Raw genomic sequence first — 25,428 nt, forward strand, 5'->3', positions numbered from 1 at the left:
GCTACTCAACCAAAAAAAGAAATATGTTCTCAAGCTTGCAGCAGAAATGAATATGGAAGTATACCAGACAAAATAAACATTCGATAATTGAATAAAATCAAAATAAATATTATCTCGTCATTGGTAGTGTAGTCGAAGTGTCAGCTTGATTTAATTTACTTAGCCTGATACTACATTTCAAGTGGGCTTCGACTCCGCTCAGCCTGACAACCGCAAACTGATCACTGCGACTGCAAACTGGCCACCGCCTCCTGTACCATATCCTGCTCAAAGCCCTTGGACATTAAAAAGTGAATTACTTTGTAGCGCTTTTTAAGGGGATCCTTTTCGGTTGTTTTCTCCCATTTTTTCTTCGCCTGGGTCAATAGAGAGTCGTAATATTCCTCCGGATCAATCTCAGTAAGTGCCATCTGAATACATCGGGGACTGATCTCCCTGATCTTCAGCTCTCTTGTGATTCTTATTCTTCCCCAATGCTTCAATCTGAATTTTCCCCTGGCAAATGCTCTTGCAAACCTCTCTTCGTTCAAAAAATCCGCTGTAATCATTTCGCAGATCAGTTCTTCCGACTGATCACCTTTTATGCCCTTTTCGTTGAGTTTTCGCCGTACTTCCCACTGACTTCGCTCTTGGTAAGCACAATAGGTTTCGAGTTTTCCCTTGGCCTCTTCCAGAGTCCAGTACTTTTTTGGAGTATGATCCGTGTTAAATTTTCCCCAACTGGACATTTTTGGTAATTTTAAGCCAAATTACCCCTGCTTAATCTTTTTTCAAACCCCCCAAAATTTTAATCCTCTTATGCGAAAGAAAATCGTTGCCGGAAACTGGAAGATGAATATGACCCTTGATGAAGGTCAAAAACTCACCTCCGAAATTGTTAATATGTATAAAGATGAGGCCTTAGAAGGCGTTATTGCTGTACTTAACCCGCCTTTTCCCCATATTTTTCCTGTAAAAAAACTGATAGGAAGTATTCCTGGCATCGCCGTAGGTGCTCAAAACTGCTCTGACAAAGAAGCCGGGGCATATACCGGAGAAGTGTCTGCCAAAATTCTGGCTTCCTTTGGGGTGCAGTATGTGATTTTGGGTCATTCAGAAAGAAGAGAATATTTCAAAGAAACCAACGAGCTGCTTTCCGAAAAAGTGAAGCAGGCTCTGGCAAATGGTCTGATACCGATTTTTTGCTGCGGTGAATCGCTCGAAATCAGAACAGCCGGTACACACGAATCCAATGTGAAGTTTCAGCTGACACAAAGTCTTTTTGACCTTTCTCCTGAGGATTTCTCCAAAGTTGTGATTGCTTACGAACCGATTTGGGCAATCGGTACCGGCAAAACTGCCACTGCTGACCAAGCTCAGGAAATGCATGCCGCGCTCAGAAGGCATATTGCCACCAAATATGGAAAGGAAATAGCCAACGAAACCTCCATCCTTTACGGTGGCAGCGCCAATCCGGGCAATGCAAAGGAGCTTTTCTCCAAGCCTGACGTAGATGGAGGTCTCATCGGAGGTGCATCCATCAAGTCTAGAGACTTCTTGGATATCATTAAATCATTCTAAATTTTCATGGATTACCTGGAGTTTAAAATCAAGTGCCTGGAAGAATTCAGGGAAATCCTCATCGCCGAACTGGCGGAAATTGGCTTCGATTCCTTCCTTGAGACCGAGGAAGGAATCGATGCTTATACTCCCGAAGCTGATTTTGACCGGGAAAAATTTGATGAAATTCTATCAAAGTATCAGAAACCTGGCCAAATCACCTTGACGGAAGGCATGATGCCCAAAGTCAATTGGAACGAAGAGTGGGAAAAAAACTACGATCCTATTGAAGTAGAGGACTTGGTGTATGTGAGAGCATCCTTTCATCAGCCTCAGCCGGGGTTCAAGTACGAGATCGTCATCAACCCAAAAATGTCCTTTGGCACAGGACACCATGCTACCACATTTCAGATGCTCCGGCATCAGGGGGAATTGGACCATTCTGGAAATCGGGTTCTTGATGTGGGCTCTGGCACCGGGATTCTGGCCATCATGGCTCACCTTTTGGGTGCCCGTGAAGTCGAGGCATTCGACATCGATGACTGGTGTGTGGACAATGGAAACGAAAACTTTGATCTCAACGGACTGAAAACACGAATGGGATTGGGGACTATCCGACAGGTAAATCCAATTGGGCACTTTGATATCGTCCTTGCCAATATCAACAAAAATGTCCTGCTCGATGAAATGGGAATCTATTCCGGACTGTTGGCTCCAAAAGGGTATTTACTTTTAAGCGGCTTTTACACCGAGGACATTGAGGATTTGTTGGAGGTAGCCAAACCTTTGGGAATGGAGCTGATCAAAAAGTCTTCGAAAGACAATTGGGCAGCTCTCATTTTACAGAAAAACTGACATGAATGAACTCCTGATCTATTCTTTCCTACTCGTTGTTGTACTGGGACATTGTACCGCTGCAGTCTTCATGTACAGGGAATTGAATGCCGATACTGGACTGACTTTTCGTGAGAAAAACGACTGGAAGCTGAAAGCCCTGGTTTCACCAGCCCTCTACTGGTACTACTACCGACAGGAAAAAAAGCGGCGGATTTCCTGAAAAGGGAAACTTTTTGGCCCGAAAGTCCGCTTTTAGGGGATCACCCAAACAACACACAAGCGGATTTTTTATCCTTTTTACCTTTGTAAAACAAAATATGGAGTACGTCTGGAAACAAAAACCCAAAGCATCCCAAACAGCCATAGATAGGCTGGGTAAGGAAATCAATGTGAATCCTACCCTTGCCAATATGCTGATCAATCGGGACGTGGAAAGTTTCGAGCAGGCCAAAGATTACTTCCGACCAAGTCTTAGTCAGTTGCATGATCCATTTCTGATGCAGGATATGGATGCAGCGGTCAACCGCATCGAAAAAGCGGTCCAGAACGAGGAGAGAATTCTCGTTTATGGAGATTATGATGTGGATGGCACGACTGCGGTAGCCCTGATGTACAGCTTTTTGAAAACCTTTTATCCAAAGGTTGATTTTTACATTCCAGATCGGTACAAGGAAGGTTACGGCATTTCAGAGCGCGGTGTCCGGCATGCCGCAGAAAATGAATTTTCGCTGATCATAGCTTTGGACTGTGGGATCAAAGCCATCGAAAAAGTGGCGCTTGCCTCCGAACTTGGAGTGGATTTCATTATCTGTGACCACCATACTCCCGGAGATGAATTGCCCGCTGCGGTGGCTGTCTTGGATGCCAAAAGAGCTGATTGCAATTATCCATACAAGGAATTGAGCGGATGCGGAGTTGGCTTCAAGTTGATACAGGCTTATGCCAAAACTCACGGGATCGAGGAATCAAATCTTTATGCCTATCTGGATCTTTTGGTGGTAAGTATTGCGGCAGATATTGTTCCGATTTCCGGGGAAAACAGGATTTTGGCCTATTACGGGCTTGACCGAATCAACAACATCCCGCGACCAGGGCTGAAAGCGCTGATCCTTCAGGCCAAAGTCGAAAAGGAAATCCAGATCTCAGACATCGTATTCAAAATAGGTCCCCGAATCAATGCTTCCGGACGCTTGGAACATGCCAAAGCCTCTGTGGAGCTGCTCATCGCTCCTAATTTGGACGACGCAATTGAGCGGGCCAAGTTGGTAGATGAGGTCAATTCTACTCGTCGAAACTTCGATGAAAACATCACCAAGGAGGCCTTTGAAATGTTGGCTGCACGTGAACAAGAAGCGGAATGGAACTCTACAGTTCTCTTCAAAGAGGACTGGCACAAAGGTGTGATCGGAATCGTAGCGAGCAGATGTATTGAAAAGTATTACCGCCCCACGATCATCCTCACCGAGTCCAACAACAAAGCCACCGGAAGCGCCCGCTCGGTGGTTGACTTTGATATTTACGAGGCAATAGCCGAATGCGCGGATCTTTTGGATCAGTTTGGCGGGCATAAATACGCCGCCGGATTGACGCTTTCGGTGGAAAATGTTCCGGCTTTTCAAGCCAAATTTGAACAAGTAGTCCGCAGCCGGATAGAAGAAATCCACCTGAAACCGGTGATTGAAGTGGATGATGTGCTCCTGTTGGATCAGATCAATTACAAATTTTACAGCATTCTTAAGCAAATGGCACCGTTTGGACCAGGCAATGCAGAGCCGGTTTTCCGGATTTCCAATGTGTTCGCAGAAGATGTCACGGTTCTGAAAGACAAGCATTTACGGTTTAAAATCGTGCAGGATGGACAGGTGACCACTCCCGTTTGTCTGGGATTTGGAATGGCAGACCGGGCCAAAGACCTGGATCTGACCACCGTCAATATGCTCCGGGGAAAAATGCGCTTTGATATCGTTGCCGAAATGCGGGAGAATTTTTTCAGAGACAAAAGCAGTTTGCAACTCTACGTGAAAGACATCAAATTTGACTGATATGATGCTTCGTGCCGAAAACCTAGTTAAAATCTACAAAGGACGCCGTGTGGTCAATGATATTTCCGTGCAAGTCGAGCAGGGGGAAATTGTCGGGCTTTTAGGCCCAAACGGTGCCGGAAAGACCACCTCGTTTTACATGATCGTGGGACTGATCCAACCAAACGAAGGCAAGATTTTTTTGGAAAATGAGCAAATCACGGGCCTTCCTATGTACAAGCGGGCTCAGCTTGGGATCGGGTATCTCGCTCAGGAAGCTTCTGTTTTCAGAAAACTTTCGGTAGAAGAAAACATCCTGGCTGTGCTCGAGATGACCAAAATGCCAAAAGCACAGCAGAAGGAAAAGATGGAAAGCCTCTTGGAGGAATTCAGCCTGACGCATGTCCGCAAAAACCTCGGAATGGTGCTGTCGGGAGGAGAACGGCGAAGGACGGAAATTGCCCGTGCTTTAGCCGTGGATCCCAAATTCGTCCTCTTGGATGAACCATTTGCAGGTGTCGATCCGATCGCCGTGGAAGAGATCCAGACTATTGTAGCAAAACTTAAAACCAAAAATATCGGAATTTTGATCACAGATCATAATGTCAATGAGACACTTTCCATTACCGACCGGGCTTATCTGATGTTCGAGGGACGGCTGCTTAAAGCCGGAACTGCTGAGGAGCTGGCCGCGGATGAGCAGGTTCGTAAGGTTTACCTGGGGAGCCAATTTGAGCTGAAACGAAAAGTTTTTAATTAATGGAAGTGATCAACAGTTTTTTGACCTGGATTTTTAAAAGTAGACTGGGTCAGATCGAGAATTTCAAAGAAAATCCCATTCCGGTTCAGGAGGAGACATTCCGTGAATTAATCGATGCTGGAAGACGCACAGAATTTGGCCGGGAATATGGATTTGAACAGATCAGGACCTATGCTGATTTTGCTGCAAAAGTTCCTGTTTTCGATTACGAATCTTTTAAGCCCTACATCGAAAAAACCATGCAGGGCCGGCAAAATGTCATATGGAATACCGATATCGAGTGGTTTGCCAAGTCATCCGGTACCACTGGCAGCCGAAGCAAATACATTCCGATTTCGGAAGAAAGCCTGGAAGAATGCCACTACAAAGGAGGCAAGGACATGGTTTCCCTCTATGTTTCCACCCATCCGGAATCCAAACTTTTCACAGGCAAAAGCCTTACCATCGGCGGAACTCTGGAGAAAAATCCCCTGAATCCTGAGGGAACTGCCAAAGCCGGGGACGTTTCGGCTGTGATCATGCAGAACCTTCCAATTTGGGCGCAATTTGCCAGAACTCCTGCCTTGGAAACTGCCCTAATGGGTGAATGGGAAGCCAAAATCGAAAAAATGGCCCGTGAGACAATGAATGAAAATGTCACAAGCATTGCAGGGGTTCCCACTTGGACTATTGTTTTGTTGAGGCGGGTTCTCGAATTGAAAAAGGCCAAAAATATCCTGGAAGTCTGGCCAAATCTGGAAGTTTTTTTTCATGGAGCAGTAGCATTTGGGCCCTATCGCAGCCTTTTCAAGGAATTGATTCCTTCTGAAAAAATGCGGTACATGGAGACCTACAACGCCTCCGAGGGATTTTTTGGGATTCAGGATCAGCCGGATTCTGAGGAACTTTTGCTCCTCCTTGATTATGGGATTTTTTATGAATTCATAGCCATGGAAGAGTGGGAAAAGGAAAACCCAACGGTCATTCCCCTGAAAGAGGTCGAAGTCGAGAAAAACTATGCCATGGTCATCTCTACTAATGGTGGGCTTTGGAGATACAAAATCGGTGATACGGTCAAATTCACGTCGCTCTTGCCATATCGCTTCCGTATTTCCGGTCGAACCAAGCATTTTATCAATGCATTTGGGGAAGAAGTGATCGTGGAAAATGCTGAAGCGGCAGTGCAGTTTGCGGCTGAGGAGACTCATTCCACCATTGCCAATTTCACTGCTGCCCCGGTTTATTTTGAAGGAAACGGCTCAAACGGTGCGCATGAATGGATCATTGAGTTTCAAAAAGCTCCAGCTGACCTTGAAGAATTCACCCGGCTTTTGGATCAGAAACTCCGTCAGGTCAATTCGGATTACGATGCCAAGCGATACAAGGACATCGCACTGAAAATGCCGCTTGTCCACCAGGCACCAACCGGACTTTTTGAGTCGTGGCTCCGCAAAAAAGGGAAATTGGGTGGTCAGCACAAAGTGCCAAGACTTTCCAATTCCAGGGAATTAGTAGAGGAGCTTTTGGAGATGATGCCCTGATTAATATTGAATTGGCAAAAAGTTAACTTCATTTCGTTTTTTTGATACAACAATTTCAAAGGGTGTTTTCTACAAACAACAATTTTTGAATTTGTTGTTTGTAGAAAACATTATTCCTCAAATTCAAATATTCCCTCCGACACATTCGTGTTATATTTCTACCGTTTACAAAAGAGCCTGGGATTACACCCAATCCGGGATTATCTTGAATTATGAGTAGAATTCACCTCTTTTCAATTTATATTCTTCTGGTTGCCAGCCTGATCTTGGCCTCTTTGGCATTTTGGAAAAGCATCGGTGAAAAAGATCAATCCGAGCTTGTTTCCGAAAATCAATCTTTCATTTCTCAGTTGCCACCTTCTGGAGATTCCATCCGATTGTTTGACATTCCCAAGGAACTGTCTTTTGCGGGTGAAAAAGTCCCTTTGGAAAAAGGCGATATTTTTGAAAGGCTGGAAAGGGAGATCTATGTCAATGCCTATTGGGAATCCAATTTGATTTTGCTCCTGAAGAGGTCCGCTAAATATCTGCCCGAAATGGAGCGAATGCTAAAGGAAAACGGCATTCCGGACGACTTCAAATACCTCGCAATTGCGGAAAGCGGGCTGATGAATGTAGGTTCTCCGGCTGGAGCGCGCGGTTTTTGGCAGATTTTGGAAACAACGGGCAAAGAATACGACTTGGAGATTTCTCAGGATGTGGATGAACGCTATCATTTTGAAAAGTCGACATTGACAGCATCCAAGTACTTCAAAAAAGCCCATGCAAAATTTGGGGATTGGACAGCAGTGGCAGCGAGCTACAACATGGGGCAGACGGGCTTCAGCAAAAGACAGCAGGAGCAGCTTCACCAAAACTATTACGAGCTCTATCTCAATGACGAAACCAGCCGATACCTTTTCCGGATCCTGGCTTTCAAGATAATTTTTGAAAATCCGGGAGCATTTGGATATCATCTCACGGAAGGTGACTACTACAAAAATCTGCCTCTGAGGACAATCAGAGTGGATGAGGATATCAAGGATCTTCCAAAATGGGCGAAAGAGCAAGGAAGTTCTTTCAAAGATCTAAAACTCTACAATCCCTGGCTTAGGGACCGAAACCTGAATGTGAAGCGAGGTAAATCGTATGAGATTAAGCTTCCGGAGTGATTATTGATTAAGTCTTAACTTATTCATTGAGAATTGATTACAAATTCTGACTCTCCTAGATTTGTGGGAAAACTCCGCTGATAACAATTTCGAGTATGAGGCGTTTTCTTTTTCAACCAACTCGTTGACTACTATGAAAAATGCATCGACCTCCCGGAAAATTGGCTTGCTATTGAGCCTGGCGCTTTCCTCACTTTTTTCATGCGATCTAAATAATGATCCTGATGACGATGACGATGGATTTTCCAATTCCTCCGCTGTATTTCTGCTTATAGACGAGGAAAGCATAGACAACGGGAATCCACCAAACAACTTTTCAGCAAATGATGTCAATGACCAATTGGTTACCATCGGACTACGCCAACCGCTCCGATTTTTTGAAAACAATATGGGTAGGGAGATTGACTTATTCACAGGGCAAGTGGGAGATGAGGGATGGTTTGCCCTCAAGACTATTCCAAATTCTTGGATTACAACTGGCCCAACTGGTAATGGACTAAGAAATTATCTGACTCCCGGCCCAAGTTTGGGAGCAGCAGTTCCTGACGACGATCGGGAAGTTTTGCTGGATAAGATCCCAAATGTAACCCCACTCCGAGCCACAGGCCTTGCCATGTTGGTTGGGCAGACCGTCTATGCCGTCGTATATGACAGTGATATTTCGATTAATTATTCACCACTTACCGGAAACCTCCAGGGTGACAATTTGGGCGTAGTGGCTTTTGATGTGATCAGGGCGGTGGAGCGGACGGATGGTTCTTCTTCGGATTTGCCTAGGGTGACAATTCGAATCCGAAGTGCATCGAGTGTTTCCGGATTAGACCTCAGCCTTTTTTCCAACGCCCCCGTTCCGTCATCCTCTTCTGAGCCTTTTGACATTGCGCCACCCGCCAATCCGCCGGCAATTGTCCTAAATCCCGCCAATTGAGTTACTGACAATTGACCAACTCAATGAGATCTGCTTTTTATCGAAGGTAAAATGACCAAAAGTGTCAATTTACCTTCGCTGTGCGATAATTTTCAAGGCCATATTTATTTACCTTGGATTCCCATCAGGAATCTCCTTTAAAAAATGAACAGACGGAATTTTATTAATGTATCTGCAATGACAGCAGGAGCAACACTATTGGCAGGAACTGCATCTGGCAGCGTCAAAAAAACAAACAAACAATCTATTTCACCTTTAGAAAGCCTCAGTTCAAAGCTGGTGGAAGTCGTTCCGATTTCACTTGAAGAGCGGAAAATCAGAATAGCGAAAGCGCAGGATCTCATGGCAAAAAATGGATTCGCTGCCATAGTCCTGGACTCAGGGACATCGATGAATTATTTCACAGGCATGACCTGGGGACAAAGCGAGCGACCGATGGTCGTTGTCATTCCTGCCAAAGGCGAGGTGAGCTATATCTGTCCAAAGTTTGAGCAAAGCAGGCTGGAGGAAAATATCAAAATCGGCCAGGATGTCTATCCCTGGGAAGAGGATGAAAGTCCCTACGAGCAGATCAAAAAAGCCATTCTTGACTCAGGAGCCAATTCCGGAAAAATAGGAATTGAAGAGCGGGTGCGGTTTTTTATTGCCGATGGGCTGCGCCAAGTCGCAACCGGTTTTACAATCGTGAGTGCTGATCCTGTCGTGATTCCCTGCCGAATCATCAAATCTCCAGCGGAAATTGCGCTGATGCAGATCGCTACAGGCTACACGATTGAAGCGATGAAATTGGGATTTGCGGCGCTCAAAGAGGGGGAATCTCCTTCCATTTTTTCATCTGCAGTGGCTCAGGCCCACCAAAAATTGGGTGCCAGGCACGCCTTTGCTTTGGCCAATTTCGCAGAAGCTTCAGCATTTCCCCATGGGACATCCAAGCCTCAGATTCTGAAGAAAGGCGATGTGGTGCTGGTGGATTGTGGATGTTTGGTGCAAGGTTACAATTCAGATATCAGTCGGACCATCGTATTTGGTGCAGAACCCACGGCGAGACAGCTTGAAATCTGGAATTTGGAAAAGGAAGCACAAGCTGCCGGATTCAAGGCTGCTCAGATTGGAGCACCCCTGGAAGCAGTGGATGCCGCTGCGCGAAAGGTAATCACTGATGCGGGCTTTGGTCCGGATTACAAGCTGCCCGGCTTGCCACACCGAACCGGCCACGGGATCGGAATGGATGGGCACGAATGGGGAAATGCCGTCCGAGGCAATAAACAGATTTTGGAACCCGGGATGTGTTTCAGCATCGAACCAAACATCTCCATTGTGGGAGAATTTGGAGTCAGACACGAGGATTGTGTCTACATGACTGAGTCTGGACCGGTATGGTTTTCCAAACCTAGCCCATCGATCGCGCAGCCATTTGAGCAGTAAGAAATCGGAAACCAATTATCTCATTTCAGCTTACAATCTTTGAATCCGAATCGGTCTTCCTCTTAAAAAACCGTACCTTCGCTGTTTATTAATTTCCCCCTCTCCCATGAGTCAATCCCCTGCTTCACAGGAAGAATTTATCGAAATTTTTGGAGCCCGAGAACATAATCTCAAAAACCTGGACATCAAAATTCCCCGCAACAAACTGGTCGTGGTGACCGGACTCAGCGGGAGCGGCAAGAGTTCTTTGGCTTTTGATACCATCTATGCGGAAGGTCAGCGTCGGTACATGGAGAGTTTTTCGGCTTATGCCCGATCCTTTTTGGGAGGAATGGAACGACCAGATGTGGACAAGATCAACGGGCTTTCGCCGGTGATTGCAATTGAGCAAAAAACTACATCAAAAAACCCACGATCCACGGTCGGCACAGTGACTGAAATCTACGATTTCATGCGTCTGCTCTATGCCCGGGCAGGTCAAGCCTATTCCTACATGACCGGAAAAAGGATGATCCGACAGACCGAGGATCAGATCATCGAGCAGCTGTTTACCAAGTTTCTGGACAAGAAATTGTACATCCTAGCACCTGTGGTGAAAGGCAGAAAGGGACACTACCGCGAGCTTTTTGAGCAAATCCGAAAGATGGGATTTTCCAAAGTTCGTGTCGATGGAGTGGTAATGGACATTGTGCCCAAAATGCAAGTGGACCGATATAAAATCCACGACATCGAGATCGTCATCGATCGGATCGTGGCTGAGGAATCAGACCGGTTCCGGATTACGCAATCCCTGAAATCTGGATTGCAGCACGGCAAAGGGGTGATAATGATTCGGGAAGAAAACGGAGAAATCCACCACTTTTCCAAGTATCTGATGGACCCTGAGACGGGGCTATCGTACGACGAACCTGCACCAAATTCCTTCTCCTTCAACTCTCCCTATGGCGCTTGCCCAACCTGCAATGGCCTAGGTGTAATCGAAGAAATCACGCGCGAAAGCATCATTCCAGACCCAAGTCTGAGCATCACCCGAGGGGGAATTGCCCCGCTGGGAGAATACCGGGATATCTGGATTTTCAAGAAAATTGAAGCAATCCTAAAACATTATAAGTGCAGCATGAGCACTGCAATCAAGGATCTTCCGGCTGAAGTGGTGGAAGTTTTGCTTTTTGGTGACAAAGTGGAAGTGGCCGTGGATTCGGTGAAATATCCGGGAACGAAATGGACGACCACTTTCGAAGGAATTGTAAACTTTCTCCAAAAATATCAGGAAGGTAGTTCGGATAAAATCCAAGACTGGGTCAGTGAGTTCACTATCACTCAGACCTGCCCGGATTGCCATGGCTACAGGCTGAAAAAAGAAGCCTTGCACTTCAAAATCGATGAAAAACATATCGGCGAGTTGGCTGTGATGGATATCCGAGGGCTGTCGGATTGGTTCGATGGTTTGGAAGCACGAATCAGCGATAAGCAAAATATCATCGGAGCAGAAGTGTTGAAGGAAATCCGTAAGCGGATCGGATTTTTGCTGGATATCGGACTGGATTACCTTTCTCTAAACCGGCCATTGAGGACACTTTCCGGAGGGGAAGCCCAGCGAATCCGCTTGGCCACCCAGATCGGCACCCAGCTCGTGGGCGTGCTTTATATCCTCGACGAACCCAGTATTGGTCTGCACCAGCGGGACAATGAGAAATTGATCAAAGCCCTTCAAAGTCTGCGTGACTTAGGAAATTCTGTCTTGGTCGTGGAACATGACAAAGACATGATGATGGCCTCGGATTTTGTCCTTGATATGGGACCGGGTGCAGGCCGACATGGTGGTCACGTGGTAGCTGCTGGTCCTCCAAATGAGATTTTCAACAATGGATCTGTCACCGCTAGATACCTCAGCGGAAAACTGGGACTGCCAATTCCAAAAGAGCGAAGAACAGGAAAAGGGAAAAGCCTGATTCTGAAAGGAGCTACTGGGAACAATCTGAAAAATGTGACTTTGGAGCTTCCTTTGGGCACGTTGATTTTAATAACTGGAGTTTCGGGCAGTGGAAAAAGTACCCTGATCCATGAGACACTTTATCCGATCTTGAACCGGGAATTTTACAATTCCAAAAAGGAACCGATGCCCTATAAAAGCATCGAAGGCCTAAAGGAACTTGACAAAGTCATCGAAGTCGATCAGTCACCGATCGGCCGGACTCCGAGATCAAATCCGGCGACTTACACCGGTGTTTTCTCCGATATCAGGACACTCTTCACCGAACTTCCCGAAGCTAAAATCCGGGGATACAAACCGGGCCGTTTTTCCTTCAATGTCAAAGGCGGAAGATGTGAAGACTGCGAAGGAGCCGGGATGAAACTAATAGAAATGGATTTTCTTCCGGACGTCCATATTCCGTGCGAAACTTGCAAAGGCAAACGATACAACAGGGAAACTCTGGAAGTCAGATTCAAGGGAAAATCCATTTCCGATGTGCTGGATATGACCGTGGAACAAGCGGTTGACTTTTTTGAATTTCAGCCCAAAATCCTCAGAAAAATCAAGACACTAAGTGAGGTGGGATTGGGATACATCACATTGGGCCAGCATGCGACTACGCTGTCGGGTGGTGAAGCCCAGCGGGTGAAATTGGCAACGGAACTTTCGAAAAAAGACACCGGAAAGACCTTCTACATTCTGGACGAACCCACTACCGGTTTGCATTTCCAGGACATCGATTTATTGATGGGAGTTTTGCAAAAGTTGGTGGAAAAAGGAAATACCGTCCTGATCATCGAGCACAACCTGGACGTGATCAAAGTAGCCGACCGGGTGATCGATTTAGGTCTCGAAGGAGGAAATAAAGGAGGAACAATTGTGGTCCAGGGGACGCCCGAGGAAGTGGCCGCTCACCCGAAAAGTCATACAGGTAGATTCTTAAAGGCTGAGCTAAACTCCTGAATTTGACGCGAAAATCAAGTGTCTCGTCCTTCTATCAAATTAAAAGCGGTCAATCCTACTCCTTGGCTACCTTTGAATCTGGAATGAACAGGGTAAGACTTTATTGGATTTTACAACTTTTGGGATGGGGCAGTTTTGCCTTTGTAAATATCTTTTTTGCCTCACTTTCCCAGGGGATTTCCGCAGTGCAGGCTTGGGCCTTTGTTGTTTTGGCTGCATTTTATTTGCTTTCAACGCATACTATGCGCCATATGGTCAAGGCCTATGGCTGGTTTAGACTGGGGATTCTCCGGTTACTCATCCAGACTATTTTTGCCTTGTTTGCCTTGGCTGTGGCCAATGTGCTTGCCCAGATTTTGATCAACTTGGTTTTTGGCACTTTAAAGCCGGACGAGGACTTCAGGTCCTTGGTTATAGCGGTCAATCTCTTTGTCAGTTTCCTGTATTATGCATTTTGGTTTTTGCTGTATTTTTTATTTCACTTTCTTGATAATTACAACAGCAGTCTCAAGTATGAAGCGAAAATCAATGAGATCCGCTTGAATCATTTGAAAAGTCAGCTAAATCCCCACTTCATTTTCAATGCTTTGAATTCTGTCCGGGCATTGGTAGATGAGGATCCCGATAAGGCCAAATCCGCAATTACCCGGATTTCCAACATGCTCCGGTTTTCCCTGATGATGGACAAAAAGCAGGTGATCGATTTCGCCGATGAGCTGGCCACAGTCAAAGACTACCTGGCTCTGGAGTCAATCCGGTTTGAGGAGCGACTCGAGGTAGTCTACCACATCGAGGAGGAATCGTTCAGCTATAAAATTCCGCCGATGATGCTGCAGACGATCGTGGAGAATGCAATCAAACATGGAATTTCCAACCTGGTCAAGGGCGGACTGATCGAAATAAAATGCCGTGAAGGACTGCAAAACGAGTTGTATATCCAGGTAAAAAACAGCGGATACCTCAATCCTAATTCCTCCAAGTCCAAAAGGGAGGAAGGAGGTCATGGGCTTGAAAACACGAGACAGCGCCTGAAGCTGCTTTATGGAGACCAGGCAAGTTTTCGGATTTTCAACTCTGGAAACCAATTCGTGATCACCGAAATTAAAATTCCCAAACAAAGAGTTACTTTAGAATAACCAACTCAACAAAGATGAGAGCCATTGTAATAGATGACGAGCGACTTGCACGTAAAGAACTGATCAATTTGCTAAATCAACTGGAGACTGTAGAAGTGGTCGGAGAGGCTGTCAATGTAGATGATGCCAAGGAGAAAATTGAACAACTTCAGCCGGATGTGATATTTCTGGACATTCAGATGCCGGAAAAAACCGGCTTTGACTTGCTTGAGGAACTGGACCACGTGCCCCACGTGATCTTCACCACCGCCTATGATGAATATGCCCTGAAGGCCTTCCAAGTCAATGCCCTGGACTATCTGCTCAAACCCATCGAGCCAAAGCGGCTGGAGGATGCCATCAACAAACTGATAGGCAAAATCGAGGGAGGAACCAAGCGGGAAGAGGACGGTTCCTATGCCAACCAAAAGAAACTGACCCTTGAAGACCAGGTATTTGTCAAAGACGGAGACCGGTGCTGGTTTGTTAGATTATCCAATGTCCGGCTATTTGAATCGGACGGCAATTACATCAAAGTTTACTTTGACAACTTCAAGCCGATGATTCACAAGTCTCTCAATGCCCTGGACGAGCGCCTGGATGAAAAATCCTTTTTCAGGGCGAGTAGAAAGCACATTATCAATCTGGGTTGGGTCGAGGCTATTGAGCCTTGGTTCAACGGCGGCTTGGTTGTGACCCTCAAAGGAGGAGACAGAATTGAGGTGAGCAGAAGACAAGCTGCGAGATTCAAGGAAATGATGAGCCTCTAAAATTTTTCATAGGCAAAAAAAGGCATTTGATTTGCCGAAGAAAAATTTGACATTAGGGTACCTATTGGTTTCACCTATTTTGTATCCAATTAAACACCCCTAACTCACCCATCTCACCATGAAAGAAGAACGGATTCTAATAGTCGAAGACGATTTAAGTATTGCAGAGAATATTCAGGAAATTCTTGAGCTCCTTGGCTATGTGAATATTGATATTGCAAATTCTGCAAATCAGTGCATCAAGGTGATCAAAAAATATCGCCCAGACCTGATATTCATGGATATCAAGCTGAAAGGCGATAAGGACGGAATTGAATTGGGAGAGATCGTTAAGCAAATGGTAGATGCTCCACTGGTCTTTGTGACTTCCTATAGTGATCCGACCATCATTGAGCGAGCCAAGCGGATTGCACCTGCCGGATTTATCGTGAAGCCTTTCAATACCAACGATATCCATGCCATCGTCGAAATAGTTCTCTACAATAAGCGGACAAAACCCGCACCTGAAGCTACAGTTGTAAAATCAGGGAATGAAAGCCCTTTTCTGGTAAATGATGCGGTTTTTATCAAGGCCGACAATGCCTTTGAACGTGTACTCTACGAAGATATTTTTTATATAGAAGCCAATGGAAACATGGTGACGATATTCACCAAAAACCGTGATTACAATATTCGAAAGTCCATGAAAGAGATCGAGGATATTCTTCCTTCCCAGTTTTTTCTCCGGGTTCAGAAGTCTTATATCGTCCACTTAGGCCAGATCGAGAGCTTCAATACTAAGGAAATCATGCTCAAACAAGGAGGAGTAATTCAGGTAGGCCGGCAGTATTACAATAGCTTCCTGGCCAAATTGAATACAATCACTGAAAGTTGAAATTCACTTAAACCCTCCAAGGGTTCAAAACCCTTGGAGGGTTTAAAATAAAAAAGAGGCGGACAAAATCCGCCTCTTTAGATTAACCAAACAATCAACCAAATTAACCCTTACGGATAATTGTCTTTAACAGGTCCCGGAATTCCGGGACTTTTCTGTTTTGTAGATGTTTACCTGAAGTGCTTCAGGATTTTTGTCAGTTTCGAATCCGATCTGTGGAGTTGGTTTAGTAAGTTCAAATCGGGCAGTTTGCTGTGCGAGGCTGGATTCAGCTTTCGCTTTTACGACGATAGTGATTGCCATTGCAAGTCCCAGTGCCGCACAGACGTTTTTTTGAGAAAAGATTGCAGTAGTCATGGCAGTAATAATTTGTTGGTTTGTTTTGTATATCACCTTATGCCAAAAGGCGACCAAACTTGAAAAAGGCCTAATTCAGCAGGATTTAAGGCTTTTGCCAAAAAACACTGTACGCTTGCGTACACCTGTCTGCCAGCTACGGACAAAAATTTCAAAAAGTAAAGGTTACAGCTCGGATGCAGTTTTTGGAGTAATTAACAAAAAAAGCTCCCGGTTAGGGGAGCTTAAGCTAAAGGGAAGCTAAAATTTTTAGAATTACAACAACTCATTCGCCAGATTGGCCAGCTCGGACCGTTCGCCTTTCTCCAGCTTGATATGGGCATAGAGTGGATGGTCTTTGACCCGGTCAATCAGGTACGACAAGCCATTAGACTGTGAATCCAGATAAGGTGTATCAATCTGGAAGACGTCACCTGTAAAGATGATCTTGGTGTTTTCCCCAGCTCTTGAGATAATCGTCTTGATCTCGTGAGGAGTCAAATTCTGCGCCTCATCTACAATAAAGAAGATGTTGGAAAGCGATCGGCCCCGAATGTAAGCCAAAGGCTGAATCACCAATTTTTCCTGATTGACCAGTTCGGTGATCTTCTGGAATTCCTTATCCGTCTCCTTGTATTGGTTTTGGATAAACTTCAGGTTGTCCCAGAGCGGCTCCATGTAAGGATTGAGCTTGGACTTGATATCCCCGGGAAGGTAACCGATGTCTTTGTTGGACAGCGGCACGATCGGTCTGGCCAGGAATATTTGCTTATAGTCCCTGCGCTGCTCCAAGGCTCCGGCAAGTGCCAATAGCGTCTTGCCTGTACCGGCTACACCCTGAATCGACACCAGCTTGATATCGGGATTCATGATGGCATGCAGGGCAAAGGTCTGCTCCGCGTTCTTGGGCTTGATGTTGTAAGCCAAGCGTTTATCCACTCGCTCCAGCACATTTTCATCGGAATTGTAGAATGCCAAAACCGAGTTCTTTTCGCTTTTCAGGATGTAGTAGGCATTTGACTTTCGCTTTCTCGTCCCCAGGATATTCTTTGCTTCGATATATCCCTGTTCGTAGAGCTTGTTGATCGATTCGGGATCCACGTCGTCCATCACATACTTCCCGGTATTTTCGAGTTCAGTGATGTTTTTGATCTTCCCGGTTTCGTAGTCTTCGGCCAGAAGTTCCAGAGATTTAGCCTTCAATCTTAGATTGATGTCTTTTGAGACCAGAATCACTTTCCGGTTTTTCTCATTCTCCTTGAGATAAAGTGCCGCATTGAGGATTTTGTGATCGTTCTTTTCCTCCCCAAAGATGATATTGGCGTTCATCTTGTTCTCCGGATTCATGAGTACTTTGAAGAACCCCTTGGTTTTCCCGTTCAGGGGTGTCCATTCATGAATCATGTGGTCCATAGACAGCTTATCCAACAATCGGATAAACTCCCGTGCCTCAAAATTCTTGGTGTCGTTGCCCTTCTTGAACTGGTCAAGCTCCTCTAGCACAGTGATGGGAATCACTACATCGTGCTCGGCAAAGTTCATGATGGAGTTGTGTGCATATAGGATCACGGACGTGTCCAACACAAAGATTTTCCGATCTTTATCGGACTTGGCTCTAGGCATGCGCAGGAAATTCTAGTGGTACTGATGTGAATTAATTTAGAAAAATATCCTCATCAAAAACGAAGAATTGCCAATAAATAATGGTTAAGAATTGTCAAATGCGGATAGGAGATTGAGAATCAAATTGATAAAAAAGAGTTGGAAGGTCAGAAAGTTTTAAAGTTGCAAATTTTTGCCCTCTAACCTTACAATTTTCCAGCCTTCCTACTTTTGAACTTCAAATTTTAATCCAACAGCGCGCGAATGTCTTCATTGTCCAGACTCTTCATAAAGCTCTCTTCGTTACTGATCAGCTCGCCAGCGAGGGCAAGCTTGCGATCCTGAAGGGCCATGATCTTTTCCTCGACGGAGCCGCGTGTGATGAACTTGTAGATGATGACCTTGTTTTCCTGTCCGATCCGGTGCGCCCGGTCGATGGCCTGCGCTTCCACGGCCGGATTCCACCAAGGGTCAAGCAAGAATACATACTCTGCTTTGGTCAGGTTGAGTCCCACGCCACCAGCTTTCAGAGAGATGAGGAAGACCTTGATGTTTTCGTCATTTTGGAATTTCTCTACCTGTGCCTGACGGTCTTTGGTCGCGCCGTCCAGATAGGCATAGGGGATCTTATTCTCATCTAGATAAGCCCGGACGATACTCAGGTGTCGTACAAATTGGCTGAAGACAAGCACCTTGTGGTTTTCGGAGATCGTCTCCTGCAGCATGTAGGTGATGTCTTCCAGCTTACCGGAATCGTCCTTGTAGTCTTCCCGGACCAGTTTCGGATGGTTGGCGATCTGGCGCAGCTGGGTCAAGCCACGAAGCAATGTAAACTGCTGGGAGCCCCTTCCGCCGCCATTTAGTTCGCCGATGATCTTTTCCCGATAATAGGTTTTTACCTCTTCGTAGACTTTTTCCTGCTCTGGAGTCATGTCGGAATACTTCACATTGGTGAGTTTTTCCGGCAGGTCTTTGGCGACTTGGGATTTGAGTCTTCGGAGGATAAACGGCTTGATCATCGCGTTGAGACGACCGGCCTTTTCCCGGTTGTTTTCCTTTTCGATGGGCTGGAGATATTGCTTCTTGAAGAGCGCTTGATTTCCCAGCAGTCCCGGATTGACAAAGTTCATCTGTGACCAAAGATCCATGGTGCTGTTTTCCACCGGAGTACCGGTCAGGATCAGACGTCGTTTGCTTTTCAGCTTGTTGACGGCCACGGCGATGTTGGACGTCGGATTTTTGATGGCCTGGGATTCGTCCAGGATCACGTAGTTGAAGTAGAAATCCTTCAGGACATCAATGTCCAGTCTCACGATCCCATAGGAGGTGAGCACGATGTCGTACCCTCGGAATTTCCAAGGATCTTTCAGTCTTGAGGTACCGGAGTAAACCAGAATTTTGATCTCTGGGGTGAATTTTTTAGCTTCCAATTCCCAGTTGTAAAGCAGGGAAGTAGGCATCACCAGCAGGGAAGTGAAGCCCGGATTTTCTTCTTTTTCATGGGCCAAAAGTGCCAAAGCTTGCACGGTTTTTCCCAGACCCATGTCATCGGCAAGGCAACCTCCAAACTGGTATTCATTCAGGAATCTAAGCCAGTTGTATCCCGCATGCTGGTAAGGCCGAAGGGTCCCTTCAAAACTTCCAGGCAATTCATAATCGTCAATTGCATCGAAGTTTCTCAAACGCTCCAGTTTGAGACTGAGGTTAAGCCTGATAAGTTCACCATTTTGAAGCTCTCTGGCAAATGCCAGGTGGTGTTTGCGCAGGACCAATTCCTCTGTTGACCGCTCTTCGATGAAATTAAACAGTTCAGAATAGTTGACAAACCAGGATGCAGGGATTACGGCAATCTCCCCATTTGGGAGCTCAAATTCCGTTTTCCCCTGGATGATCAATTTGCGGATTTTGGCAAAAGGCACCAGATAGACTCCAAATTTGATCAGGGCTTTGACATCAAACCAGTCGATGTTTTCATTGACCTCAATGGTAATTTGGGCTTTTCCGATATGGAATGTTTTACCGCTGAGACTGCCTCTCTGGACGATTTTGATTTTATGTTCCTCCAGGTAATCTTCATTGTTGCCCAACCATTCGAAGGCTTTGGTTTTGGGCAAGGCAAATTTTCCATGGGTGAAAATCATCTGTTTTTTCTTCAGATAAGTTTCAAATTTCTTCTCAACCAATGGAGTCCGGACGGTTTTCCAAAAGGTGAATTCCCCGTTGTTTTCCTCAAACCTGCAGGAATTGCCACTGTTTTCACCATCATTTGACAATATGCCAAAATCAAAATCACCGTATTTGTACCTCAATTCGAATACAATGATGTCCTCGGTTATATTTTCAATTTCACTTCCAAAAAGGTCCTCTTTGGTACCGCCGGGAAGCTCACTGAATGCCAACAAAGCCTGTGGGGTACCCTGCTCCGTGTGGATTTCAAAACCTTTGGCCTCGACTTCAAACTGTGTGATCAAACTGGTGACAAACTTTCTATAGTATTCCAGTTCGAATTTCCGCTCGACCATGATCCTACTCTTTGTGAGAAAGGGCTGAAGTTTTTTGCCATCTATTCCTTTTTCAAAATGAAATAGCTGCTGATTCACGATCAGCCAAGCCGGATCTTTACAGATGAGGTATCCGCCTTTGTGTTGCCAGTCAAGTGGTTTTCCTCTGAATTTTACTTTAGGGTAGTATTGAGTGTTGTATTCTCCTTTTTCAAAATGAAAAATGACCGTAGCCCTTTCGGCATTGACTTGGATTTCTTTCCAGGTAGGATTGCCGTCTGTAGCCATTTCAAACAGTCGTTTTCCTATCAACAAGGGAAGAATTTTGGCCCGTTTGATTTCCAGGTTTTTAAACAACAGCTCCTGAATTGTCTTGTCTTCGGTTTTTGGATCAAAAATTTTAATTAAAAATTCTTTGGGACGGATATTCCCCTTTTTCATATAGGGCTTTACGACTACCTCAGGCTGCATGGAATCCATCAGCTTGATCAGTTCGTAGTCAGCCTTGTCCAGGCCAGCATTAAACTCTATAGCGTTGGCCGAACTGATGTTTTGATACGCCAATGAGAGCCGGCCTTTTTCATCCAGTTGAATCACAAAAGACTCAAATAGCAGCCCTAAAGATTCATGGCTGAAAATGGAATATACTATTTGAAAAGGCCGGTCGGAATTAACTATCATCGTTAGTTATATACTATATATAGCTCAAGAATATATTTTCCGGTGCTATACTTTTAAAGGTTAGGGTTGGGACAAGGATATATAAGTTGAAAATTACTCAAAATGGCATTTCAATTTGGAATAGCCTGAGGATTTTTTAAAAAAAGCGACAAAAAAACCCGGATTTTAAATAATCCGGGTTTAGAATTGGACTTTATCCGATTCTCAGGAAAGAGTTGTGGGTTCCTCGACCGGAATTTCTGCTTTTTTATCCGGGAAAAAGCGGTTTTGGAAAACTAAAATTATGGCTACCCCAATGAATATCGAGGCGTCTGCCACGTTGAAAATCGGCCAAAGTGCAGTGTACCCGCCTCCGAAAAGAGGAATCCAATCGGGGATATAGCCTTCCCAAATATCAAAGTAAAACATGTCTACTACCTGACCGTGAAACCAAGGAGTGGGTGCATTGTAAGGTGCATTGTCCAGCCAAACTCCGTAGAATACCGAGTCCACCAAATTGCCTATAGCTCCCCCGAGAATCATGGCAATACAAAGGATATAAACCGGATGATTTTTCTTGTCAATGATATGAGTAAGGTAAAAACCAATCCCTACCATTGCCACCAAACGGAAGGAGGTCAGAATCATTTTTCCATACTCTGAACCCAATTCCATCCCAAAAGCCATTCCCGGATTGGTGGTGTAGTGGAGTTTAAACCAATCCCCGAAAATTGGAATCTGGCCAGGGGTGCCGAAGTCCATCTGAAAATGAACCAGCATTTTCACTACCTGGTCTAAGGCAATTACCAAAAAGGCAATCCCAAAATATTTGATATACTTATTCATCTGTTGCAAGCTTAGGCCTTTTCTACTTTTACGGCCAATTCAAAATCATCCATATCCAATACAGTTCCGTCAGTAATAGAGCTCAGACTCAGCGTCAAGGCCTGGGTCTCAGACTGAATGTATTGACCAAAGGCGGACACGGCAGCTTTTGCCAGTTCATTGTCTTCGGACACAATGATGTTGATTTTATCCTGTACTTCCAATCCCATGTCTTTTCTGAGATTCTGGATTCGGTTAACCAAGTCTCGGGCTACCCCTTCCTGCTTCAATTCGTCCGTCAAGGTGACATCCAGAGCCACAGTTACCCCCTGATCGGAAGCCACGGACCAGCCTGGAATATCCTGGGAGGTGATCAGGACTTCTTCCAAAAGCAAGTCTAGTGTTTCCCCTTCTACCAGTACCGGGATTTTACCATCTCGTTCAATCTGTGCGATCTCCTCTTGTTTCCAAGAATTGATAGCAGCAACCACGAAGCGCATCTTTGGGCCAAGTTTTTTACCCAAAACAGGCAAGTTTGGTTTCACATTTTTCACCAAAATCCCGGATGCATCATCCAGAAATTCGATGGATTTGATGTTTACTTCTGATTTGATCAGTTCCTCGACATGCTCGATCTGTGCTTTGGTTTTGGCCGAAAGAACAGGAATCAGGATGCGTTGCAAAGGCTGGCGAACCTTCAGTTTTTCTTTCTTTCTCAGCGAGTGGACCAAGGAGGAAATGTTCTGAGCCAAATCCATGCTTTGCTCCAATTCAGTATTGATCAAAGCCGATTCGGCAGCCACCCAGTCAGTCAGGTGAACGGATTCTTTTCCGTTTTCGGCAGACTCATTCAGGTTTTTGTACATCCAGTCGGCATAGAAAGGAGCAAATGAAGACATCAATTGTGTCAGAGAAAGCAAGCACTCGTACAAAGTTTCATATGCAGCCTGTTTATCGGGATTCATTTCCCCTCTCCAGAAGCGTTTTCTTGCCAATCGTACATACCAGTTGGACAGCTGGTCAACCGTGAAATTCATGATTGCTCGCGTAGCCTTGGTGGCATCGTAATTATCCATTGCTCCCTCTACTTCAGCGATTAGGGACTGAAGTTTGGAAATAATCCACTGGTCTAGTTCTGCTCTTTGACTCACCGGCACCGCTTTGGATTTGTCATAGACGAAAGCATCCAAGTTGGCGTATAGCGCAAAGAAATTATAGGTGTTTTGAAGTGTACCGAAAAAGCGTCTCTGCACTTCGGTCACACCGTCCAGGTTGAATTTCAGGTTGTCCCAAGGGTTGGCATTGCTGAGCATATACCAGCGCAGCGCGTCCGGCCCGTATTCCTTCAAGGTTTTGAAAGGGTCAACAGCATTGCCCAAACGCTTGGACATTTTATTGCCGTTTTTGTCCAGGACAAGACCATTTGCTATTACATTCTTGAACGCCACGCTGTCAAACAGCATCACGGCAATCGCGTGAAGCGTAAAGAACCATCCACGGGTCTGATCCACGCCTTCGGCGATGTAATCTGCCGGATAGTTGGCTTTGAAAATGTCCTGATTTTCGAAAGGAAAATGCCACTGGGCATAAGGCATGGCTCCTGAGTCAAACCAAACGTCGATCAGGTCCGGCTCGCGGAACATCTTTTCGCCTTTGTCAGAAACCAAAACGATATCATCCACATAAGGCCTGTGAAGATCCAGTTCTTTTCCTTCATAAGGAGATTTTTCCATAAATCCGGAAGCGATGGACTTCTCCATTTCGGCATTCAGTTCGGCGATGGAGCCGATGCACTTTTCTTCCATTCCGTCAGAGGTTCTCCAGATCGGCAGCGGCGTCCCCCAAAAGCGGGAGCGGCTGAGGTTCCAGTCCACGAGATTTTCAAGCCAATTGCCGAATCGGCCTGTGCCGGTAGCTTCCGGTTTCCAGTTGATGGTCTTGTTCAGCTCGACCATCCGGTCTTTGAATGCAGTGGTTTTGATAAACCAACTTTCCAATGGATAGTAAAGCACCGGCTTGTCAGTTCTCCAGCAGTGCGGATAGGTGTGCTCGTATTTTTCGACCTTGAAGGCCTTGTTTTCATTTTTCAGGATGATCGAGATGATCACATCGGTGTTTTTGTAATCCGCTGCGTTTTCATCGTCCTCGGTGTAGTTTTTTACATAGAAGTCATCCACTCCATACGTCTTGTGAGCAGTGATAGCATGCTCCTTCATCTTTGCAGCCAGGTATTCTCCGACCACGGGCAGGAATTTACCCCGCTTGTCCACTACGGGAATGTCATTTCCCAATTCATCTTTGACAAAGACGCCGGGCACCTTGTTTTGCACCAAAGTTCTAAAGTCATCCGCACCAAAAGCCTTCGCCAAGTGCACGATTCCTGTACCGTCCTCGGTAGTGACATAATCTCCTGATACGACAGTGAAAGCTGGATTTGGCAAGGCCAATTCCGCGATTGGGAACAATTGCTCGTATTCCCAGCCCAGCATGGATTTGCCTTTGAACTCTTCGATTACTTCGAAAGGGATCAACTTGTCTCCGGCATTATAATCTTCCAGCTTCAGTTCAGCAGCCTTTGGATTAAACAAAGACGACATTCTGGCTTTAGCCAAAATCACCGAAACAGGTTCATAGGTATAAGGATTGAAAGTCTTCACTTTCACATAATCCAGATTTTCCCCGATTGCCAAAGCCGAGTTGGATGGCAAGGTCCAAGGCGTGGTCGTCCAGGCCAGGATGTAGGTATTTTCGGCACCTTTTAGTTTAAACTGGGCAGTAATCGAGGTATCCTTGACATCTTTGTAAGTGCCAGGTTGGTTCAGTTCGTGTGAACTCAAACCTGTCCCTGCAGCCGGCGAATAGGGCTGGATCGTGTAGCCTTTATAGAGCAAGTCTTTGTCATAGAGCTTCTTCAACAGACTCCAAAGGGACTCGATATAGTTAGGTTCAAAGGTGATATAGGGATCATCCAGATCGACCCAATAGCCGATTTTCTCAGTCAGGTCGTCCCATTCTCCCTTGAATCGCATGACGGTTTCCCGGCACTTGCGGTTATATTCTTCGACGGTGATTTTCTTGCCGATATCTTCCTTGGTGATGCCGAGTTCCTTTTCCACCTGCAGTTCAACAGGCAATCCATGGGTGTCCCATCCGCCTTTGCGCTTCACTTGGAAACCCTTCAGGGTCTTGTATCGGCAGAAGATGTCCTTCAGCGTACGAGCCATCACGTGGTGAATACCCGGAGTGCCATTTGCCGAAGGTGGACCCTCGAAAAAGGTGAAGGTTTCCGCGCCGTCACGGTTGGCAACTGACTTTTCGAAAATCTGATTTTCTTTCCAATATTGAAGGACTGACTCTCCGATATTCGGATAATCGACCTGCTTAAATTCCTGATACGTTTTCACAATTGTCATTCTGGTGAATTGGGAGTTGGGGAAGATTTGGGCGTGCCCCGCCTTGCAAAAAGGCGGGTCGGGCTATCCACTGTATTCCCTTCCCCGGTTACCACCGGAGGAAGGGAATGCCGCTTTTATCCCTCACGCGGGCCATCCCGCTCAAAACAAGCCACAAAGATAGAAGAATTGGGCTTTTCGGGGAGATGGAAATTGGAAATAGGGAAAAAGCTT

At 45.6% G+C, this 25,428-nt stretch carries 19 protein-coding genes; 13 read left to right on the plus strand and 6 right to left on the minus strand.

Features of this window, described 5'->3' with window-relative positions; genetic code table 11:
- Nucleotides 1–221 precede the first annotated feature (221 nt).
- Nucleotides 222–728, minus strand: a complete 507-nt coding sequence (locus B0E43_RS23355) for a regulatory protein RecX (protein ID WP_077346048.1) — start codon at nucleotides 726–728, stop codon at nucleotides 222–224.
- Nucleotides 729–798: 70 nt separating this feature from the next.
- Here B0E43_RS23355 and tpiA point away from each other — a divergent pair, with 70 nt between their 5' ends.
- The 13 genes from tpiA (at nucleotide 799) to B0E43_RS23420 (ending at nucleotide 15,878) form a co-directional block, all read left to right on the plus strand.
- Nucleotides 799–1,560 (plus strand): triose-phosphate isomerase, encoded by a 762-nt coding sequence (gene tpiA, locus B0E43_RS23360; RefSeq protein ID WP_077346049.1) that lies wholly within the window; start codon nucleotides 799–801, stop codon nucleotides 1,558–1,560.
- Nucleotides 1,561–1,566: 6 nt separating this feature from the next.
- Nucleotides 1,567–2,394 (plus strand): 50S ribosomal protein L11 methyltransferase, encoded by an 828-nt coding sequence (gene prmA / locus B0E43_RS23365; protein ID WP_077346050.1) that lies wholly within the window; start codon nucleotides 1,567–1,569, stop codon nucleotides 2,392–2,394.
- Nucleotide 2,395: 1 nt separating this feature from the next.
- The gene (locus tag B0E43_RS23370) at nucleotides 2,396–2,596 is read left to right on the plus strand and encodes a hypothetical protein (RefSeq protein ID WP_077346051.1); all 201 of its coding nucleotides are present in this window, start codon (nucleotides 2,396–2,398) and stop codon (nucleotides 2,594–2,596) included.
- 97 nt (nucleotides 2,597–2,693) lie between these two features.
- The gene (recJ, locus tag B0E43_RS23375) at nucleotides 2,694–4,418 is read left to right on the plus strand and encodes a single-stranded-DNA-specific exonuclease RecJ (RefSeq protein WP_077346052.1); all 1,725 of its coding nucleotides are present in this window, start codon (nucleotides 2,694–2,696) and stop codon (nucleotides 4,416–4,418) included.
- Nucleotide 4,419: 1 nt separating this feature from the next.
- Nucleotides 4,420–5,157 (plus strand): LPS export ABC transporter ATP-binding protein, encoded by a 738-nt coding sequence (lptB, locus tag B0E43_RS23380; protein WP_077346053.1) that lies wholly within the window; start codon nucleotides 4,420–4,422, stop codon nucleotides 5,155–5,157.
- Nucleotides 5,157–6,677, plus strand: a complete 1,521-nt coding sequence (locus B0E43_RS23385) for a GH3 auxin-responsive promoter family protein (RefSeq protein ID WP_077346054.1) — start codon at nucleotides 5,157–5,159, stop codon at nucleotides 6,675–6,677. Before lptB ends, B0E43_RS23385 begins: the two co-directional genes overlap by 1 nt.
- 212 nt (nucleotides 6,678–6,889) lie before the next feature.
- A complete protein-coding gene (locus tag B0E43_RS23390; protein WP_077346055.1) occupies nucleotides 6,890–7,828 on the plus strand; it encodes a lytic transglycosylase domain-containing protein in 939 nt (312 codons plus the stop codon).
- Between the two features lie 133 nt (nucleotides 7,829–7,961).
- Nucleotides 7,962–8,756 (plus strand): hypothetical protein, encoded by a 795-nt coding sequence (locus B0E43_RS23395; RefSeq protein ID WP_077346056.1) that lies wholly within the window; start codon nucleotides 7,962–7,964, stop codon nucleotides 8,754–8,756.
- 144 nt (nucleotides 8,757–8,900) lie between these two features.
- Nucleotides 8,901–10,181, plus strand: a complete 1,281-nt coding sequence (locus B0E43_RS23400; protein WP_077346057.1) for a Xaa-Pro peptidase family protein — start codon at nucleotides 8,901–8,903, stop codon at nucleotides 10,179–10,181.
- Between the two features lie 106 nt (nucleotides 10,182–10,287).
- A complete protein-coding gene (uvrA, locus tag B0E43_RS23405; RefSeq protein ID WP_077346058.1) occupies nucleotides 10,288–13,119 on the plus strand; it encodes an excinuclease ABC subunit UvrA in 2,832 nt (943 codons plus the stop codon).
- Nucleotides 13,120–13,202: 83 nt separating this feature from the next.
- A complete protein-coding gene (locus tag B0E43_RS23410) occupies nucleotides 13,203–14,255 on the plus strand; it encodes a sensor histidine kinase (protein WP_077346059.1) in 1,053 nt (350 codons plus the stop codon).
- A gap of 14 nt (nucleotides 14,256–14,269) precedes the next feature.
- Nucleotides 14,270–15,004 carry a LytTR family DNA-binding domain-containing protein gene (locus B0E43_RS23415; protein ID WP_077346060.1) on the plus strand — a complete coding sequence of 245 codons (735 nt, stop codon included), beginning with the start codon at nucleotides 14,270–14,272 and terminating at the stop codon, nucleotides 15,002–15,004.
- Between the two features lie 118 nt (nucleotides 15,005–15,122).
- The gene (locus B0E43_RS23420) at nucleotides 15,123–15,878 is read left to right on the plus strand and encodes a LytTR family DNA-binding domain-containing protein (protein ID WP_077346061.1); all 756 of its coding nucleotides are present in this window, start codon (nucleotides 15,123–15,125) and stop codon (nucleotides 15,876–15,878) included.
- 126 nt (nucleotides 15,879–16,004) lie between these two features.
- Here the strand turns inward: B0E43_RS23420 and B0E43_RS23425 are convergent, their stop codons facing one another.
- The 5 genes from B0E43_RS23425 to ileS form a co-directional block, all read right to left on the minus strand.
- Nucleotides 16,005–16,235, minus strand: coding sequence for a hypothetical protein (locus tag B0E43_RS23425; RefSeq protein ID WP_139352622.1), 231 nt, complete (start codon nucleotides 16,233–16,235; stop codon nucleotides 16,005–16,007).
- Between the two features lie 255 nt (nucleotides 16,236–16,490).
- Nucleotides 16,491–17,837: a PhoH family protein gene (locus tag B0E43_RS23430; RefSeq protein WP_077346063.1), complete on the minus strand. Its 1,347-nt coding sequence runs from the start codon at nucleotides 17,835–17,837 to the stop codon at nucleotides 16,491–16,493.
- A gap of 224 nt (nucleotides 17,838–18,061) precedes the next feature.
- Nucleotides 18,062–20,998 carry a DEAD/DEAH box helicase gene (locus B0E43_RS23435; protein WP_077346064.1) on the minus strand — a complete coding sequence of 979 codons (2,937 nt, stop codon included), beginning with the start codon at nucleotides 20,996–20,998 and terminating at the stop codon, nucleotides 18,062–18,064.
- Nucleotides 20,999–21,202: 204 nt separating this feature from the next.
- Complete coding sequence (locus B0E43_RS23440; RefSeq protein ID WP_077346118.1) at nucleotides 21,203–21,823, minus strand: lipoprotein signal peptidase; 621 nt, start codon at nucleotides 21,821–21,823, stop codon at nucleotides 21,203–21,205.
- An 11-nt stretch (nucleotides 21,824–21,834) separates the two neighbouring features.
- Complete coding sequence (gene ileS, locus B0E43_RS23445; protein WP_077346119.1) at nucleotides 21,835–25,206, minus strand: isoleucine--tRNA ligase; 3,372 nt, start codon at nucleotides 25,204–25,206, stop codon at nucleotides 21,835–21,837.
- Nucleotides 25,207–25,428 lie beyond the last annotated feature (222 nt).

It is taken from the genome of Algoriphagus sp. A40 (assembly GCF_002002735.1).
Classification (GTDB): Bacteria; Bacteroidota; Bacteroidia; order Cytophagales; family Cyclobacteriaceae; genus Algoriphagus.

Coding starts and splice junctions, on each gene's coding strand:
- B0E43_RS23355 (WP_077346048.1), bottom strand. CDS start 728: ATGTCCAGTTGGGGAAAATTTAACACGGATCATACTCCAAAAAAGTAC.
- tpiA (WP_077346049.1), top strand. CDS start 799: ATGCGAAAGAAAATCGTTGCCGGAAACTGGAAGATGAATATGACCCTT.
- prmA (WP_077346050.1), top strand. CDS start 1,567: ATGGATTACCTGGAGTTTAAAATCAAGTGCCTGGAAGAATTCAGGGAA.
- B0E43_RS23370 (WP_077346051.1), top strand. CDS start 2,396: ATGAATGAACTCCTGATCTATTCTTTCCTACTCGTTGTTGTACTGGGA.
- recJ (WP_077346052.1), top strand. CDS start 2,694: ATGGAGTACGTCTGGAAACAAAAACCCAAAGCATCCCAAACAGCCATA.
- lptB (WP_077346053.1), top strand. CDS start 4,420: ATGATGCTTCGTGCCGAAAACCTAGTTAAAATCTACAAAGGACGCCGT.
- B0E43_RS23385 (WP_077346054.1), top strand. CDS start 5,157: ATGGAAGTGATCAACAGTTTTTTGACCTGGATTTTTAAAAGTAGACTG.
- B0E43_RS23390 (WP_077346055.1), top strand. CDS start 6,890: ATGAGTAGAATTCACCTCTTTTCAATTTATATTCTTCTGGTTGCCAGC.
- B0E43_RS23395 (WP_077346056.1), top strand. CDS start 7,962: ATGAAAAATGCATCGACCTCCCGGAAAATTGGCTTGCTATTGAGCCTG.
- B0E43_RS23400 (WP_077346057.1), top strand. CDS start 8,901: ATGAACAGACGGAATTTTATTAATGTATCTGCAATGACAGCAGGAGCA.
- uvrA (WP_077346058.1), top strand. CDS start 10,288: ATGAGTCAATCCCCTGCTTCACAGGAAGAATTTATCGAAATTTTTGGA.
- B0E43_RS23410 (WP_077346059.1), top strand. CDS start 13,203: ATGAACAGGGTAAGACTTTATTGGATTTTACAACTTTTGGGATGGGGC.
- B0E43_RS23415 (WP_077346060.1), top strand. CDS start 14,270: ATGAGAGCCATTGTAATAGATGACGAGCGACTTGCACGTAAAGAACTG.
- B0E43_RS23420 (WP_077346061.1), top strand. CDS start 15,123: ATGAAAGAAGAACGGATTCTAATAGTCGAAGACGATTTAAGTATTGCA.
- B0E43_RS23425 (WP_139352622.1), bottom strand. CDS start 16,235: ATGACTACTGCAATCTTTTCTCAAAAAAACGTCTGTGCGGCACTGGGA.
- B0E43_RS23430 (WP_077346063.1), bottom strand. CDS start 17,837: ATGCCTAGAGCCAAGTCCGATAAAGATCGGAAAATCTTTGTGTTGGAC.
- B0E43_RS23435 (WP_077346064.1), bottom strand. CDS start 20,998: ATGATAGTTAATTCCGACCGGCCTTTTCAAATAGTATATTCCATTTTC.
- B0E43_RS23440 (WP_077346118.1), bottom strand. CDS start 21,823: ATGAATAAGTATATCAAATATTTTGGGATTGCCTTTTTGGTAATTGCC.